We start from the raw sequence: 16,488 nt of genomic DNA on the forward strand, positions 1-16,488 counted from the left end.
CGCGGTAGAACGGGGAAGCGTAGGAAGCCGCCGTTTGCAGGCCGGGCTCACCTGAATATCTGCGCACCCTAACCGCAGCCGACCATGTCGCGCGGCAGATAGCAGGCCGCCGGCTCGGTCTTGGTCTCGAACAGCGACTGCTTCGGCCGGAAATAGAAGAAGGTCACCGGCTTGCTCTCGCGCACGCTGCCGTCGGCAAAATGCGCGGCAATGCTGAAGCTATGGATCGACGACATCGACGACCACATCTTCAGCCGCGTTGTATAGGCGCTGATCTTCTTGTTGCCGCGCACCGGCATGGCGATGGTGTAGTCGTGCTTGCCGATCGGGAACTCGATGTTCTGGTAGCGCATCGCCTCCGGCGTACCGCCGCCGCCGTCGCCGCATTCGGCCATCGATTCCGGCGTCTCGAAGACCGCCATGGTGATGGAGGCGCGGAACGGCTCGCTCTGCTGGTAGACGTGACCTTCGTCATCCGCCCAGGAATAATCGAACTTGCCGATCGCATTCAGCGTCATCGCCTGTTGCATGTTGCCGAGATAGTCGCCGACCTCGCCGAACTTGATCTTGTTGGTCAGCTGGCTGCGGCAGACATTGAGACTGTCCACCGAGGGACAAGGAAAACGCCCCGTTTCCAGGCTGGCCGTGTCGACGCCGGCCTCAGTGAGCACGCTCTTGACCGACACGTCGACGCCGTCGCCGAAACTGCCGACGTCCTTGCTGTACATGCGGCTGGGATCACCGGTCGGGTTGCCCTCGTCGTCCACCATGGTGAACTGGATCGACATCTTCATGTCCTTGGCGTCGCCCCAGCCATTGTTGACGATCGAGAAATCCGGCCGGAAGCCGACGCAGCCGAAATGCTCCGATATCGATAGCATCGGCTTGCGATAGGCATCGCTGGCGGCGACCTTCATCTCCAGGCTGTCGAGCTTGACCTTGGATCGGTCGGAGGTCTTGAGATCGACTTCGGCAAAGGCCGGCGCATTCTCCCAGTCCATGCCTTCATAGACATTGCCGGTGGCGACCTGGCCGGTGCCGTTCCAGCTGTCATTGTACTGGTCGGACTGCGGATAGATCGCGATGTCCTCGTCACGCACCAGATGCTGGTACTGCATGTCGGACTGCTGGGTCATGCGCTGGTCGACCGCGACGCCGATCTCGACCTTGTCCGCGTCGCCGCCACCGGTCTGCGCCTTGAGGAGCCCGCCGACCCTGGCATCGGCCAGCACGTCGGGGCGCGAGCCGCCGACCTCCTTGCCCATTGCCCATTGCGAGTCGTAGACAGTGCCGCCGGCAAGCCGGGTGCGGCCCTTGCCGTTCTTCAACCCGTCGACAAATGAGCCGGCAAAAATCTCCCCCGTCTTTGACAGCAGCCGCCCCTCGCCGTTCGGCACGCCGGCGACGAAGCTACCCTCATAGCGGTTGCCGTCGGCGTCGACATGGATGCCCTTTCCGTTGAGTTCCCCGGCAAGCCAATGCCCGTCGAAAACTTCGCCCGAGCGCAGCTCGAGCCGGCCTTGCCCGTCGGGCCGGCCGTTCCTGATGTCACCGAAATAGCTGGAATAGATGGTTTTGGGATCATAGCTCGCCGAGCCACGCACCCGCCACACCAGCCTGCCCTTGCCGTTGATGGTGCCGTCTTCGGCAATCGTCCGGTCAGGCGACTGGCCCGCCGCCGGCTCCCAGATGAAGTCGAGATTCCTTTCCGGATGGAAGTCCCACGCCCGGACCGTCCTGCGCAGCACCGAGCGCGTGTCCGCCTGATAGAGGATCTGCACCCGTTCCGCCCAGGCACCATCGGCGGGTGCAGTGGCCGGATCGGCGAAGGCGGGCGAAAGCATCAACGCGACCAGCATCGATGCGGCCGCGATCCCGAACACTGCCTTTGCCCGCGCCATCCCAAAAACCCCTTTGGATGCCCAACCCCCTGGCGGATCAAGCGTAGTCGGCGAGCCAGCCTCGTGCAAGAGAAGCAGCACTGCAAGCATCGGCACGAAAAAGGCGGCGGGATTGCTCCGCCGCCTCTGTCTCCACCGCGAATGCGCAGCGTCTATTTATACAGGCTGTTGATCCACTGGACGTTGGCAGCGTTCAGGCGCACGGCGGTGTTCGCGTCGGGGCTTTCCGCCACGTTGACACCGGTGATGATGCGCTGCTTGGCCTTGTTGTCGTAGGCATAGACCGAGCTGCCGCTCGACCCCGGGAACGTATCGCAGTCATACTGGAAATATTCCGGGGCAATGTTTTCGGCATGCACTTCGCAGCTTGCCTTCCACATCGTGCCCATCGGCTTGTCACCGGGATAGCCGACGAGATTGGCGATGAAGTCGCCGAGATCGTCATAGTTGGCATAGCCCAGCCAGCCGAGGTTGGTGCCGACGTCCTGCTTCAGCGTGACGATGCCGAGATCCCACAGGAGGACCGAACCATAGTAGCCCTGGTAGTTGTCGATGAAGCCTTGCAGCACATAGGCGCTTTCGAAGGTGAAGGCGCCGAACGGTGCGTCGTCGGCTGTGCTGCCGTTGAGACCCGGCACGAACAGATAGTCGGAGAGCCAGTCCTTGTCTTCATGGCTGTAGAGGCAGTGCGCCGCGGTGAGCACCGTGCGCGGGCCGATCAGCGTTGCCGAACAGCTGCCAAAGCTACCCGTCTTCGGCGACTTGGCTTCGAGATAGCCGATCGCCGAGAACGGATAGGTCTTGGTGTTCTTGACCTGCTCGCGATCGTCGGTGCCGAAAACCTGACGGCCGGCTTCGCCTTCGCCGAGGTCAGGATCTTCGGTCTTGCGCGGACCACCTTCGGTTCCATTGGCCGGCGCGTTCAGTTCCTTGATGATGAGGTCCCGAAGCGCTTCGCTCGGCTCGATCTTGATCTCCTTGCCATCGGCGGAACGCCCAACGATGCCATAGGATTTGACAGCCGCTGCCTCGTCGGTAATCGGCGCGGCGCGATTGTCTTCGTCAGTCAGTTGCGGTGGTGCGATTGGCTTTGCCCGCCCGGGCTTGTAGTCGCCTGAAGTCGCGTCCCGCATGCTTTCGCCATTGCCGGCACTGGCGGAGCCAGGATCGGCGGCGAAAACCGGGACCGCCCACATTGCAGTGGAAAGCAATGCGGACGCAATGAGTGCGTTTGTCAGTTTTGTCATGGTGAGACTCTCCCAAAAGTCAGCAAGGACTGGATCAAAATACAGAAATATTGTCGAGATCGTGGTGAAGCCGAAAAATGAGTTTGGTTACCGGCGCCTGAACCTGATCATCACCCCATGCGGTCTGTCGAAGACCCCCGCCAAAGACATCCGCGCGGATATACTGCCTAAATTAATACAACATTGGAATGACAAATCGCTTCCACGTAGCCCGTGGGGGGCTATAGGGTTTTGAGTGGGTTCCGCACGGGAACGCGATCCGCGAAGCAACGCCTGCTTGCTGGCGACTGTTTCGTTGATCATGCGCCGGGGCTGGCTCGTTCGGGAACGTGTCTCAGGAGGATTTCAGGTGCACATCATCCATCGGTTCAGGCCGATCGCCGCCGCGTCTTTGCTCGGCATCGCTGCAGCCCTTGCGGCCGCCAACACTGCCCAGGCGGATGAAGGCGCCGCCCGACCGGAGGCGGCAGTCTCGCCAATGAAGCGCGTGACGGAAGCCAGGGCAAAGGCCGCTGCGGAGAACCCCGACGGCGCCGATCGCGTCTATGGCGGCAACCAGGCCGAAAAGGGCGCCTATCCGTTCCAGGTCGCGCTGCTCACCACCGACCGGCTGGACGAGAACCCGGCCTCGCAGGCCAATGCCCAGTTCTGCGGCGGCAGCCTGATCGCCCCGCAATGGGTGCTGACGGCAGCACACTGCCTCAACGACAAGGGCCAGCCGATTTCGCCGAAGAGCGTCACCGTGCTGACCGGCGCCACCGATCTCAGCGAGGGCAAGCGCCACAAGGTGGTGGAGGTCATCGTCAACGAAGGCTACAGCGAGCAAACGCTCGACAATGATCTCGGCCTGCTCCGGCTTGCCGAGCCGACCGATGCGCCGACCATCAAGGTCACCCATGACGCAACGCCCGACACCGGCAAGACGACGGTCACCGGCTGGGGCAAGATGCAGGATGGCACCTTCCCGACCACGCTGATGGTTGCCGACCTTGATCTCCAGCCGAACACCGCTTGCAACAGCGGCATCAAGGCCATCTATGCGCATGATCTGAAGGCAGCACTTGGCGATCTGTCCCACCGTATGCGCTATTCGGAAAAAGGCATCGACGCGGCCGCCAATGCGATTGCCGCCGACATGACCGACCCGCTGACCGGCAACATGATCTGCGCCGGCACCACCAGCGGCGTGCGCGATGCCTGCAACGGCGACAGTGGCGGCCCGCTGTTCATGACCGGCGCCAACGGCCCGGTTCAGGTCGGCGTCGTCAGCTGGGGCGAAGGCCCGGCGGACGGCAGTGCGGCCTGCGGTCACAAGGACGCCTACGGCATCTACACGCGGCTGGCCAACTACGCCGGCTGGATCGAGGCGAAGATGAAAACCTCTGCTCCGGCGCCTGCCAAACCCAAGCCGGGACTGGGCACGGCGCAGAAGCCGAAGACGCCCTGAACCACGGCCGCTTCGCCTTCACATGAAAAACGGCGGGGTCCCCCGCCGTTTTTGTTTTGCCGGCTTATTGAGCGGGCTTATTTCCTTGGCGGGCCTTTGCGCTCGGCCGAAGCCGCCCACAGATTGATGTCGGACTCGCGCGCATAGGTGTCGATCTCGGCGAGCTCGGCATCGCTGAAGTCGAGCACCTTGAGCGCGCCAACGCAGTCCTCGACCTGCTCCGGCCGGCTGGCGCCGATCAGCGCCGAGGTCACCCTGCCCTTGCGCAGCACCCAGGCCAGCGCCATCTGCGCCAGCGTCTGCCCGCGCTTGCTGGCGATGGCGTCGAGCGCCTTGATGTTGGCGATGGTCTTGTCGTTGATGAACGCTGTCTTCAGCGACTTGCCCTGGGAGGCCCGGCTGCCGTCGGGAATGCCGCCGAGATACTTGTTGGTCAGCATGCCTTGCGCCAGCGGCGAGAACACGATGGAGCCGACGCCGAGCCCTTCGAGCGTGTCGAGCAGGCCGTCTTCCTCCACCCAGCGGTTCAGCATCGAATAGCTCGGCTGGTGGATGACGCAAGGCGTGCCAAGCTGCTTCAAGATATCGGCGGCCTCGCGCGTGCGCTGCGAATTGTAGGACGAGATACCGGCATAGAGCGCCTTGCCCGAGCGCACGGCATGATCGAGCGCGCCCATGGTTTCTTCCGGCGGCGTGTCAGGATCGAAGCGATGCGAATAGAAGATGTCGACATAGTCGAGACCCATCCGCTTCAGGCTCTGGTCGAGGCTGGCAAGCATGTATTTGCGCCCGCCCCATTCGCCGTAAGGCCCGGCCCACATCTCGTAGCCGGCCTTGGTCGAGATGATCAGCTCGTCGCGGTAGGCGGCGAAGTCGGTGCGCAGGATCTCGCCAAAAGCGGTCTCGGCCGAGCCAGGCGGCGGACCGTAATTGTTGGCGAGGTCGAAATGCGTGATGCCGAGATCAAAGGCCTTGCGCGCGATCGCCTGCTTGGTCTTGTGCGGCGTGTCGTTGCCGAAATTGTGCCATAGGCCCAGCGAGATCGCCGGCAGCTTCAGGCCGGAGCGGCCACAGCGGTTGTAGATCATTTTCTCGTAGCGGTTTTCGGCGGGACTATAGGGCATCGGAAATCCTCAAATGGAAGCGAGCCAGGCATCGCGGCAACGCGGCGAGTCGGCTCTGCCCTTCACCCTTACCCTCTCCCCGTCGGAACGGGGAGAGGGTTGAGGTGCACGGACTACTTCTTCTTTGCCAAAAGCTCTTTGGCTTCCTTGACGCCAAGTGCTGCCGGCCGTTCGCAGGTGGTCTGCATGGCGACGAACTTGCCGGTTTCGCCGGAGCGCAACAGGCCGGTCATCACGTCGACGGCGTGAAGCGCCAGTTCCATCGAGCAGCGGTGCGGCCGGCCTTCCGCGATCGCCACCGCCATGTCCGCGAGACCAGCGGTGCGGTAGTTGGCCATCATGCCTTGTCCATGCATTTCATTGGGGACACCGAACGGGTGCTTCCATTTCGGCAGCTTCTTGACCGGCTTGCTGTCTTGCGTGAAGCGCACGTCGCCGCCAAAGAAATTCGGATCCGGCACGAACACCGTGCCCGTCTCGCCATAAAGTTCCATCGGCGCGTGACCATGGGTCCAGACGTCCCAGCTGGTGTTGAGCGTGATTACGGCGCCATTCTCGAACTCCAGCAGGCCATGGATGGTTGTGGGTGTCGCGACCGGAATCTTTTCTCCGGCGCGCGGTTTTGATGAAATCGTCCGTTCCTTGGCCGGTGTCGTCGCGAAGGCCGCGACCTGCTTCACCGGCCCGATCAACTGGATCAGATTGGTGATGTAGTACGGTCCGATGTCGAGCACCGGACCGGCGCCCGGCTGGAAGAAGAAATCCGGGTTGGGGTGCCAGTGCTCCATGCCGTGGCTCATCACATGGCAGGTGCCGCTGGTGATCTTGCCGAGCTTGCCGGTGTCGATCAGGTCGCGGACCAGTTGATGCGCACCGCCAAGGAAGGTGTCGGGCGCCGAGCCGACGCGAAGGCCTTTCGCCTCGGCGCGTTTCTTCAGGTCGAGCCCTTCCTTGACCGACAGCACGAACGGCTTTTCCGAATAGACATGCTTGCCGGCGTCGAGCACCTGCTTCGATACTTCGTAGTGCACCGCCGGAATGGTGAGGTTGACGATGATGTCGATATCGTCGGCCTTCAGCAGCCCCTCGACAGTCTCGGCGCGCAGTTTGAACTCCTTCGCCCGCGCCTTCGCCGCTTCCATGTTGATGTCGGCGCAGGCACGCATCTCGATGCCGCGAAACAGCGGCGCCAGCGAGAAATATGCTTTCGAGATGTTGCCGCAGCCGATGACGCCGATGCCAAGTTTCTTTGCCATGCTGATTGCTCCTAGTAGGTCTTGACGGCTGCGATCGAGCGGCGGGCGAAGCGCTCGATGTCGTTGGGGTTGTCCTGTTCCATGACGTAGTATTGGGCAGCACTCTTGGCGCGCAGCGCCTTGATCAGGCCGGCCCAGTCGATGGTGCCGTGGCCGACATCCGACCAGCCGTCTTCGTCCAGCCCCTCACCCGGTTTGGCCATGTCCTTGACATGGACGGCGCTGATGCGCTTGCCGTATTTCTCGATCCAGGGCAGCGGATCACCGCCGCCGCGCACCACCCAGGCGACGTCCATCTCCCAGCCGATGTCAGGCGCGGAAGACAGGATGTGATCCTGCGGCACCGATCCGTCGGCGAGTTTCTTGAACTCGAAATCATGGTTGTGCCAGGCAAAGCCGTAGCCGGCCTTCTTCGCGGCCTCGCCGACCTTGGCCAGGCGCTCGCCAAAGCCGCGCCAGCCGGCGGTGTCGGATGGCCTTTGCTCCGCCAACAGATAGGGGCAGATCAGCAGCTTGATGCCGAGGGCTTCGGCGATCTTGCGCACGCCGTCGAAATCGTTCTCGAGCGCATCGATCGAGAAATGCCCGGTCGGCATGGCGAGCCCGTTCTTGTCGAGCTCAATGCGGAAGGCCTTGGGATCATCATAGACGCCGCCGAAGCCTTCGACCTGGGTGTAGCCGAGCTTGCCGAGCGTGGCGAGCACGCCTTCCCAGGGCAGGAAATTGCGGGCGCTGTAAAGTTGGAATGACCAGTTCATCGTCTCTGTCCGTTTTGCTTGGGGGATTGTCTTTGGAAGGTTGGTTCTCGGAAGCTAGATGCGGGTGCCGGTTGCGGTGTCGAAAAGCGAAGCGCGCATCGGATCGAAGCCGAGCGTCACCGCCTCATCGTTCTTGGGCGTGCGTTCCGAGGTCACCCGGACGCTGAAATTCTGCTGGGCAAGCTTCAGCCAGACCAGCGTGTCGGAGCCCATCGGTTCGACCACCTCGACCTTGGCATCTGTCGAGAACGGCCAGCCGGTGCCACTGTTCAGGCTGACATGCTCGGGCCGGATACCGAATGAGACGGGTCCGGCAACCGGAGGCCCGGCAAAATCATAAGTGCCGAGCGGAATCTTGAGAGCATCGGCCACGAAACGCCACCCACCGTCCGCGTTCTCCAGGTGGCCATCGATGAAATTCATTGCCGGTGAGCCGAGGAAGCCGGCGACGAAGCGGTTGACCGGGCGGTTGTAGATAGTTTGAGGCGCATCGAGCTGCTGGATGACGCCGCCCTTCATCACCGCGATGCGGTCGGCCAGCGTCATCGCCTCGATCTGGTCGTGGGTGACGTAGATCATGGTGTTCTGCAGCTTGCGATGCAGCAGCTTGATCTCGACGCGCAGTTCGGCGCGCAGCTTGGCATCGAGATTGGACAGCGGCTCGTCGAACAGGAAGACGTCGACGTCGCGAACCAGCGCCCGTCCGATCGCCACGCGCTGGCGCTGGCCGCCGGAGAGCGCCGCTGGTTTGCGCTGCAGCAGCGGCTCGATCTGCAGTATCTCGGCCGCCCGCGCGATGCGCTTGCCGATCTCGTCCTTGGGTATGCCGGCAACGCGCAGGCCGAAGGACAGGTTCTTCTCCACCGTCATCTGCGGATAGAGCGCGTAGGATTGGAAGACCATGCCGATGCCGCGGTCCTTGGGCTCTTCCCAGGTGACGTTCTTGCCTTTGATGAAGATGCGGCCTTCGGAGATGTCGAGCAGGCCGGCGATGCAGTTGAGCAAGGTCGACTTGCCGCAGCCGGAAGGGCCGAGCAGCACGATGAACTCGCCCTCGGCTACATCGAGATTGAGGGTCTGCAGCACCGAAATCACGCCGAAATTGAGCGACAGATCCTGGATCGAAACACTGGTGCCGTTGGCTGCCGTCATCGCCATCACCCCTTCACCGCACCGGCGGCGATGCCGCGCACGAAAAGCTTGCCGGAAATGAAGTAGACGATGAGCGGCACAAGCCCGGTCAGGATGGTGGCGGCCATGTTGACGTTGTACTCCTTCACGCCTTGCACCGAGTTGACGATGTTGTTGAGCTGCACCGTCATCGGATAGGTGTCGGGGCGGGTGTAGACGACGCCGAACAGGAAGTCGTTCCAGATGCCGGTCACCTGCAGGATGATGGCGACGACGAAGATCGGCAGCGACATCGGCAGCATGATGCGCAGGAAGATGCCCCAGAAGCCGGCGCCGTCGACACGCGCCGCCCGGAACAGCTCTTCCGGCATCGAGGAGAAATAATTGCGGAACAGCAGCGTCAGGATCGGCATGCCGAAAATGGAATGGACGATCACCAGGCCGCTGAGACTACCATAGAGGCCGATCTCGCGCAGGATGATGACGATCGGATAGATCATCACCTGGTAGGGAATAAAGGCACCGACGATCAGTATGACGAAAAAGGTGTCGGCGCCCTTGAAGCGCCAGTTGGCGAGCGCATAACCGTTCACCGAGGCGATGGCGATCGACAGCAGCACCGACGGCACGGTGATGCGCACCGAATTCCAGAAGCCGCGCGAAAGCCCGTCGCAGTTGAGACCAGTGCAGGCTGTCGCCCACGCCTTGACCCACGGCTCGAAGGTGATTTCGAGCGGCGGCGAGAAGATGTTGCCAAGCCGTATCTCGGGCATGCCCTTGAGCGACGTGACGACCATCACGTAGAGCGGCAGCAGATAATAGAGCGCCACCACGATCAGGGTGCCGTAGAGGAAGATGTTGCGGCGCGAAAACATGCGGCGCGGTTTCGGGCCATAAGGCTCGGTGACGTCCTGGCGCGCGCCGGCGGCAGTGCTTGTTTGAACCGTGGTGTTTGCCATGCTCATTTGCGCCGCCCGAATTCGAGATAGGCCCACGGCACGATGACGATCGCCACCGAGAGCAGCATCATGGTCGAGGCGGCAAAACCCTGGCCGAGGTTCTGAGCGAAGAACATATAGTCGTAGACGTATTTGGCCGGCACTTCGGAAGCGATGCCCGGGCCGCCGCTGGTCTGGGCCACGACGAGGTCATAGACCTTGACGATGCCCGACGCGATGATGACCAGCGTGGTGATGAAGACTGGCCGCATCATCGGGATGACGATGAACAGATAGGTCTTCCACATCGGTATCCCATCCACCCGCGCCGCCTTCCAGATGTCCTCGTCGATGCCGCGCAGGCCGGCCAGCATCAGGCACATGATGAGCCCTGTGCCTTGCCACAGTGCTGCGATCGATATGCCGTAGATGACGATGCTGGAATTGTAGAGCGGGTCGAAGCTGAAGCTCGTCCAGCCGAGGTCCCGCACCACGTGCTGGATGCCGAAATCGGGATTGAGCAGCCACTGCCAGACCAGGCCGGTGACGATGAAGGAAAGCGCGAACGGATAAAGGAAGATGGTGCGGAACGTGTCCTCGAAGCGGATCTTCTGGTCGAGAAGCGCGGCAAGCAGGAAGCCGATGACCAGCGAGAACACCAGCGAGATCACGCCGTAGATCAATAGATTCTCGATCGAGATCAGCCAGCGCGGCGTCGCCCACAGCCGGTAGTACTGGTCGAGCCCGACGAAATTCAGCCGCGGCAAGAGCTTCGAATTGGTGAAGGAATAGAGCACCGTCCAAACGGTGCCGCCGACGAAAACCACCATCGCGGTGAGGATCATCGGGATCGACGCGACCTTCGCATTGAGGTTGCGGAACAGCGGATTGGGGCGTTCGCTCTTGCTCATCTCGTCAGCCGGCTGGGTAAGGGCGGTGCGTTCCCGGCCCTGCATTCGCAAGGCCGGGAACAAGGTGGGTCGCCTCCAACGTCAGTCTGCCGAAGCGATGAGGTCGGCGAAGCGCTTCTGCGCCTCTTCGACGGTCAGTTCCGGCTTGGCGAAGAACTCGGCGAAGAGATCTTCCTTTTGCTTCTGGCTGTCCTGCGAAAGCAGCTGGTCCGTCCACGGTATGACGGCGCCCTTGGCAAGGATGGCGAGGCCCTTCTTCATGCAGTCGTTCGCCGCATTGAGATCGACGTCGCCGCGCACCGGCAGGGAACCCTTCTTGAGGTTGAAGGCGACCTGCGTCTTGGGATCGAGCAGCGTCTCGGCCAGCACATCCTGCGCCTTGGACTTGTCGGCATCCTTGAGCACCGGGAAGTAGAAGGCGTCGCCGCCGGTGGCGATGACTTCGTTAAGCCCAAGGCCTGGCAGGCAGGTATAATCCTTGCCGGCGGTCTTGCCGGCAACCTGGAACTCGCCTTGCGCCCAATCGCCCATGATCTGGCCGCCGGCTTTGCCGGTGATGACCAGGTTGGTCGCCTGGTTCCAGTCCTGCACATTGGTGTTCTTCGCCATCTTGCGGGCATCGTCCGCGGCCTTGAAGACCTTGGCGACTTCGGGCCCGGCGGCGAACTTGGCATCCTTGTCCTTGTAGACCTTGAGGAACGTATCCGTGCCGCCCACTGCCGCAAGCAGCACGTCGAAGGCGCCGGAGGACTGCCAGGCCTGTCCGCCGACGGCGAGCGGGATGATGCCGGCCTTTTCCAGCGCGGGCGCTGCCGCCACGAATTCATTCCAGTCCTTCGGCATCGGCACGCCGGCCTTCTCGAAGGCCTCGTTGGACAGCCACAGCCACTGCCAGGAATGGATGTTGACGGGCACGCAATAGATCTTGCCGTCGATGGTGCAGCTGTCGAGCAGGCTCTTCGGCCGGACGACTTCCGTCCACTTGCCCTTGGTGGCGACGTCGGTGAGGTCGCGCATCAGGCCGGCCTGCACCAGCTCTTCCGCCTGCCGGCCATGGTTGAATTGCGTGGCGCCCATCGGATCGCCACCGGTGATGCGGCTGATCATGATCGGCCGCGCCGTGCCGCCCGAGCCGGCAATGGCGCCGTCCACCCAGTGATTGCCGGTCGCATCGAATGCCTTGGCAAGTTCCGCAACCGCCGCCGCCTCGCCGCCCGACGTCCACCAATGGGTGACTTCCAGGTCCGTCGCGGCGGCCGGACCGGCAAATTGCAGCGCAACCGTCGCTGCCAGCGCAGCGGTCAAAAGTTTGTATCGCATTTCGGCTCCTCCCAGAATCTGAAACGTTACAGATTTTCGATACGGCAATTGCGTGGGCTGCGCAACCCCTCGGGCAAAGGCGGTCCGATATTTTTTCGAGGCGCGAACAAATTCCTTGCGCGAAAACTGGCAGGCATGGCACGGACATCGTTGTCGCGCTGCAAAACCATGCTGCAGCGCAAGAAACCTGTCAGGGTAGGGTTTGGTTGCACGGCCCTGTTGGCCGCGAAACCCCTCGCCAAAACCACGGACTGGGGCGCTTCGCGGTGGCGATATTGGCAATCTGTAACGTTTCAGTATATTGAGACTTTGCCGGGGCTGAAGCGCATATCGTATTGCAATGGCGGCGATTGCCGACCCGGCCTGCGGCTGCTATGCGCCTGACGGGCGGGACGAATGGACAGACAGCGTACGGACAAGAACGAGGAGACCTCGGCGCAAGGGCGGCCGACGTTGAAGACGCTCGCCTTCATGACCGGGCTCGGCGTCACCACCGTGTCGCGCGCCTTGAAGGATGCCCCGGAAATCGGCGCCGAAACCAGGCGCCGGGTGCAACTGGTGGCCAAGCAGATCGGCTACCGACCGAACCGCGCCGGCGTACGCCTGCGCACCGGCAGGACCAATGTCATCAGCCTGGTGCTCAACACCGATCGCGAGATCATGAGCTTCGTCTCGGACATCATCTACGGCGTTTCGGAAGTGCTCGCCGAAACGCCCTATCACCTGATCGTCACGCCCTATTCCCGTTCTCAGGATCCGATGGAGCCGATCCGCTATCTCGTCGAGACCGGCTCGGCCGACGGCGTCATCATCTCGCGCACCCAGCCGAACGATCCGCGTGCCCGCTACCTGCTGGAACACGGCATGCCTTTTGCCACGCATGGCCGCACCGACATGGGTCTCGTCCACCCCTACCATGACTTCGACAACCATGCTTTCGCGATGGAAGCCGTGCGCCGCCTGGCGAGCATGGGCCGGCGCAGGCTGGCGCTTCTGTCGCCGCCGCCCGGACTGACCTATTACAGCCATACGCTGAACGGCTTTGCCGATGCGCTGAGCGAGGTCGGTGCGAGCGAAATTCCGTTCAACACCGTTTCGATCGACAATACGATCGAGCAGATCAGGATGAGGACCGCGCAGGTGATGCGCCGCGACGTCAGGCCGGACGGCTTCGTCAGCAGCGCGGCTGCCGCGACACTAGCCATCGTCGCCGGCATCGAGGATGCCGGCCTCAAGCTCGGTCGCGACGTCGATGTGGTGTCCAAGCAGTCGTCGGACCTGCTGCACCTGTTCCGGCCGGAATTGCTGGTCGTCAACGAAAACTTCCGGCTGGCCGGCTCCGAGCTTGCCCGTTCCGTACTCGGCTGGATCGGCGGCGCGGCACCGGGCTCGTTGCAGAGCCTGGTCGTGGCCAACGGCGTCCAGGCACTGAACCAGCCAGTGCCCGCTTAAAGCATGGCTTATGAGCTGGCTTTGCTAGCCAGCCGCGCCACTGCCCCACGGCCCGTGAAATGCACCCTGTCCGTCGATGCGTTCGAAACCGTGCGCGCCGAAGAAATCGCGCTGCGCCTGGATCAGGTTCGAGGTGCCACGGCCCTGGCGGTAGCTGTCGAAATAGGCAAGTGCGGAAGACAGCGCCGGCACCGGCGAACCGGCCTCCGATGCCCTTGCCACGACACGCCGCAGCGACGGATGCGCCTCCTGCATCAACGCGATAAAGGCCGGTGCCATCAGAAGGTTGGTCGAGGCGCCGCCCTTGCTGAAGGCCTCCGCCATGGTGTCGAGCATTTGCGAGCGGATGATGCAGCCGGCGCGCCAGATCCTGGCGATGGTCGGCATCGGCAGGTTCCAGTTGAATTCCTTGGAGGCGCCGCTCATCACCGCAAAACCCTGCGCATAAGCGGCGATCTTGCCGGCGAACAGCGCCAGTTCGAGATCATGCAGCAACGCGTCTTTGTCGCCGGAAATCTTGGTCACGCCGGCGTTGCCATAGGCCTTTTCCGCCGCCAGCCGCTCGTCCTTGATCGACGACAGAACCCGCGCCGCCACCGCCGCCTCGATCGCGGTCGCCGGAATGCCGAGCTGCTGCGCCTCGATAACAGACCATTTGCCGGTGCCTTTCTGGCCGGCGCGGTCGAGGATGATGTCGACCACCGGCTTGCCGGTCTTCGGATCGTCGGCGGCCAGCACCTTGGCAGTGATCTCGATCAGGTAGGAGTTGAGCCGGCCCTTGTTCCAGTTGGAAAACACCGTGCCGATCTCTTTCGGGCCCATGCCGAGTCCGTCGCGCAGGATGCCGTAGATTTCGGCGATCATCTGCATGTCGGCATATTCGATGCCATTGTGGATGGTCTTGACGAAATGGCCGGCGCCGTCGGTGCCGAGCCACGCCGCGCAGGGTTCGTCCTTGAACTTGGCGGAGATGGCGGTCAGCACTTTCTCGACACGCTTCCACGAATCCTCCGTGCCGCCGACCATGATCGACGGCCCGTGGCGCGCGCCCTCTTCGCCACCGGACACGCCCATGCCGATGAAGGTGAGACCCGAGCCGGAAAGCTCGGAGAAGCGCCGCATCGTGTCGCGGAAATTGGCGTTGCCGGCGTCGATGACGATGTCGTTGGCCGACAGCACGCCGCGCAGAGCCGCGATCTGTTCGTCGACCGGCTTGCCGGCCAGCACCATGATGATGATCGGACGTGGTGGCCGGATCGCGGCGGCAAGCTCCTCCAGGCTGTAGCAGGGCACAACCATATCCCTGAGCGCGCCGGCATTCTCGACGAAAGCGTCGGTGCGCGCCCTGGTGCGGTTGAAGACGGCGATGCGATGCCCATGCTCGGCAATATTGAGCGCCAGGTTGGAGCCCATCGTGCCAAGGCCGATCAGGCCGATTTCGGCTTTTTCCATCGTTTCTTCCCTGCTTTCGGATCTTGTTGGTTGGAGCCCGCGATTTTGCCGGGATGATTGACGGGCCTTTCGGGTTGCGTCAACCGCCTCGCCGAATTGTGTTGCGTCCACGCTGTGTGAGATTCACGTCAGGCCGAGTCGACGAGATTGCGTTGGCCCACTGGCGACGGGGGTCAAGTGACGTTCTGTCATTGGGTGCTATCCTCTTACCAAGGACGACGAAGGCAGTGGTTCGGGCGGTACGTGGTCGGGACAGCGTCCATGGCTTTGCTGTATTCGGAAAAGCTCGGAATGAGCCCCAATTTGATAGCCTGAGCGACGCATCTGTCACCAACGTTCGAGGCGTTTGCCTGAGAAAGGCAATTTTCCAACTTTGTTATTGAAATTGGCGGGGGAGCCTTGATTGAGCTATAAATTATCCGACCGGAGCGAATGGACACCACTGTTACATCGCCCTTGTTCCATCTAGCAGGATCAAAGATGTAGTAGAGATTGCGCTTGTCAGGATATTTTGACGCTGCCGCAGCGTAGATCGTCGTGACAAGCACGTTGGCAAATGACCTAACTCCCGGATCAACTTTCGTATCCGAATCCGAGGCAGGGATCTCGAGCCTTCCCCCAAAGTCAGAGGCAAGCTCTGAAAGCGCTTCACCATCGCCTTCTCGCGCCATTGGCCAAAGCAGCGCCCACTGCTTTTCACATTGGTTATTGTAGTAGGCGTCCGCGGCAACCTTCAGACGCTCCTCACGGGTCAAAGTCGACGCGGCACTTGATTTACCTGTGAGATCGCATCCGCAGACAAGGGAAAAGACCAGAAGACCGCAACCTATTTTCAGTATAAACCGGCTCGCGAACGACATCTGTGGCGCACCGTCAGGGATAACGTTGGACACTATACCAGCACCTTGTCGTCGACTGCATTGTAGCGTGTGAACGCGAAAGCCTCGATCTTCAAGGGAGTTTCCTGTCCTTCATGGACACAGCCCCAGTCGCCGTTCAGCAGCATCGGCCCGATCCCGAACATCTCAATGCATTAGTAAAAACCAATGAACCGCACAAGGCGACCCGCAGCTTATTCGGCGCGGATGTCGACAGGCGCCTCGATCTTCACCATCTCGAAGTCCGAGACCAGGATGTCGATGCGCACTGTCCATCGGCCGGGCACCGGGATGATGAGGTTGTCGACACGCCAGCTGCCGTCGCCGGGCTTCGTCGCCGCACGCTTCAGCGGCTCGATGCCGGACTCGGGCTTCGACAGCACCAGCGTCACCTCCTTGGCATCGAGCGGGCCGAAATCACCGGTCATGATGATCATCGAGGCGGTGACAGGGCCGGCATGGCCCGGCGTGATGCTGAGATCGGCCATCGCCTGCAGCGCGTGGATGTGAACCGAAACCGGCTGCGCCGCCGCGATCGCCAGAGCCCGCGGCGGCGGTGTGAAGCGCCAGCCCGCGGCAACGCCGAAGACGGCCAGCACGATTAGCATTTCGACACCGATCGAGCGGGTGAGCCTGCGTTGCACCTCCGTAGCGCCCGCCTCGGCCGAGGCGG

General features: G+C 62.2%; 13 protein-coding genes and 1 pseudogene. 2 read left to right on the plus strand and 12 right to left on the minus strand.

Annotated elements, in window-relative coordinates; all coding sequences use genetic code 11:
* Positions 1–68: 68 nt before the first annotated feature.
* Together FCU66_RS38165 and FCU66_RS38170 are read right to left on the minus strand one after the other, a co-directional pair.
* Entirely contained in the window at positions 69–1,901 is a 1,833-nt protein-coding gene (locus FCU66_RS38165) for an MORN repeat-containing protein (RefSeq protein ID WP_136617261.1), read from the minus strand.
* Between the two features lie 152 nt (positions 1,902–2,053).
* Positions 2,054–3,148: a trypsin-like serine peptidase gene (locus tag FCU66_RS38170; RefSeq protein WP_136617260.1), complete on the minus strand. Its 1,095-nt coding sequence runs from the start codon at positions 3,146–3,148 to the stop codon at positions 2,054–2,056.
* 349 nt (positions 3,149–3,497) lie between these two features.
* Between FCU66_RS38170 and FCU66_RS38175 the strand changes: the two genes are divergently transcribed.
* On the plus strand, positions 3,498–4,595 hold the full coding sequence (locus FCU66_RS38175; protein ID WP_136617259.1) for a S1 family serine peptidase: 1,098 nt from the start codon (positions 3,498–3,500) through the stop codon (positions 4,593–4,595).
* A 77-nt stretch (positions 4,596–4,672) separates the two neighbouring features.
* On the opposite strand, the gene mgrA is transcribed toward FCU66_RS38175, so the two are convergent.
* The 7 genes from mgrA to FCU66_RS38210 all read right to left on the minus strand — a co-directional run bounded on the left by mgrA (position 4,673) and on the right by FCU66_RS38210 (position 12,033).
* Positions 4,673–5,719 carry an L-glyceraldehyde 3-phosphate reductase gene (gene mgrA, locus FCU66_RS38180; RefSeq protein ID WP_136617258.1) on the minus strand — a complete coding sequence of 349 codons (1,047 nt, stop codon included), beginning with the start codon at positions 5,717–5,719 and terminating at the stop codon, positions 4,673–4,675.
* 113 nt (positions 5,720–5,832) lie between these two features.
* On the minus strand, positions 5,833–6,975 hold the full coding sequence (locus FCU66_RS38185) for a Gfo/Idh/MocA family protein (protein ID WP_136617257.1): 1,143 nt from the start codon (positions 6,973–6,975) through the stop codon (positions 5,833–5,835).
* 11 nt (positions 6,976–6,986) lie between these two features.
* Positions 6,987–7,733: a sugar phosphate isomerase/epimerase family protein gene (locus FCU66_RS38190; protein ID WP_136617256.1), complete on the minus strand. Its 747-nt coding sequence runs from the start codon at positions 7,731–7,733 to the stop codon at positions 6,987–6,989.
* A gap of 54 nt (positions 7,734–7,787) precedes the next feature.
* The gene (locus FCU66_RS38195; protein ID WP_136617264.1) at positions 7,788–8,885 is read right to left on the minus strand and encodes an ABC transporter ATP-binding protein; all 1,098 of its coding nucleotides are present in this window, start codon (positions 8,883–8,885) and stop codon (positions 7,788–7,790) included.
* A 5-nt stretch (positions 8,886–8,890) separates the two neighbouring features.
* Positions 8,891–9,823, minus strand: a complete 933-nt coding sequence (locus tag FCU66_RS38200; RefSeq protein WP_168991815.1) for a carbohydrate ABC transporter permease — start codon at positions 9,821–9,823, stop codon at positions 8,891–8,893.
* 2 nt (positions 9,824–9,825) lie between these two features.
* Positions 9,826–10,713, minus strand: a complete 888-nt coding sequence (locus FCU66_RS38205; protein WP_168991814.1) for a carbohydrate ABC transporter permease — start codon at positions 10,711–10,713, stop codon at positions 9,826–9,828.
* An 81-nt stretch (positions 10,714–10,794) separates the two neighbouring features.
* Positions 10,795–12,033 carry an ABC transporter substrate-binding protein gene (locus FCU66_RS38210; RefSeq protein ID WP_136617254.1) on the minus strand — a complete coding sequence of 413 codons (1,239 nt, stop codon included), beginning with the start codon at positions 12,031–12,033 and terminating at the stop codon, positions 10,795–10,797.
* Positions 12,034–12,429: 396 nt separating this feature from the next.
* On the opposite strand from FCU66_RS38210, the gene FCU66_RS38215 reads away from it, so the two are divergent.
* Complete coding sequence (locus FCU66_RS38215; RefSeq protein WP_136617253.1) at positions 12,430–13,485, plus strand: LacI family DNA-binding transcriptional regulator; 1,056 nt, start codon at positions 12,430–12,432, stop codon at positions 13,483–13,485.
* A gap of 24 nt (positions 13,486–13,509) precedes the next feature.
* On the opposite strand, the gene gndA is transcribed toward FCU66_RS38215, so the two are convergent.
* From gndA to FCU66_RS38230, 3 genes and pseudogenes are all read right to left on the minus strand, one after another.
* Entirely contained in the window at positions 13,510–14,937 is a 1,428-nt protein-coding gene (gndA, locus tag FCU66_RS38220; protein WP_136617252.1) for an NADP-dependent phosphogluconate dehydrogenase, read from the minus strand.
* Positions 14,938–15,143: 206 nt separating this feature from the next.
* Positions 15,144–15,830, minus strand: coding sequence for a hypothetical protein (locus FCU66_RS38225; protein WP_136617251.1), 687 nt, complete (start codon positions 15,828–15,830; stop codon positions 15,144–15,146).
* Positions 15,831–16,009: 179 nt separating this feature from the next.
* Positions 16,010–16,488, minus strand: a pseudogene (locus FCU66_RS38230) (copper resistance protein CopC); the annotation flags it as partial.

It is taken from the genome of Mesorhizobium norvegicum, from assembly GCF_004919685.1.
GTDB lineage: Bacteria > Pseudomonadota > Alphaproteobacteria > Rhizobiales > Rhizobiaceae > Mesorhizobium > Mesorhizobium norvegicum.

Excerpts from the sequence above, each read along its gene's own strand:
- FCU66_RS38195 (WP_136617264.1), bottom strand. The coding sequence starts at position 8,885 with ATGACGGCAGCCAACGGCACCAGTGTTTCGATCCAGGATCTGTCGCTC.
- FCU66_RS38205 (WP_168991814.1), bottom strand. The coding sequence starts at position 10,713 with ATGAGCAAGAGCGAACGCCCCAATCCGCTGTTCCGCAACCTCAATGCG.
- gndA (WP_136617252.1), bottom strand. The coding sequence starts at position 14,937 with ATGGAAAAAGCCGAAATCGGCCTGATCGGCCTTGGCACGATGGGCTCC.
- FCU66_RS38190 (WP_136617256.1), bottom strand. The coding sequence starts at position 7,733 with ATGAACTGGTCATTCCAACTTTACAGCGCCCGCAATTTCCTGCCCTGG.
- FCU66_RS38210 (WP_136617254.1), bottom strand. The coding sequence starts at position 12,033 with ATGCGATACAAACTTTTGACCGCTGCGCTGGCAGCGACGGTTGCGCTG.
- FCU66_RS38200 (WP_168991815.1), bottom strand. The coding sequence starts at position 9,823 with ATGGCAAACACCACGGTTCAAACAAGCACTGCCGCCGGCGCGCGCCAG.
- FCU66_RS38170 (WP_136617260.1), bottom strand. The coding sequence starts at position 3,148 with ATGACAAAACTGACAAACGCACTCATTGCGTCCGCATTGCTTTCCACT.
- mgrA (WP_136617258.1), bottom strand. The coding sequence starts at position 5,719 with ATGCCCTATAGTCCCGCCGAAAACCGCTACGAGAAAATGATCTACAAC.
- FCU66_RS38165 (WP_136617261.1), bottom strand. The coding sequence starts at position 1,901 with ATGGCGCGGGCAAAGGCAGTGTTCGGGATCGCGGCCGCATCGATGCTG.
- FCU66_RS38215 (WP_136617253.1), top strand. The coding sequence starts at position 12,430 with ATGGACAGACAGCGTACGGACAAGAACGAGGAGACCTCGGCGCAAGGG.
- FCU66_RS38185 (WP_136617257.1), bottom strand. The coding sequence starts at position 6,975 with ATGGCAAAGAAACTTGGCATCGGCGTCATCGGCTGCGGCAACATCTCG.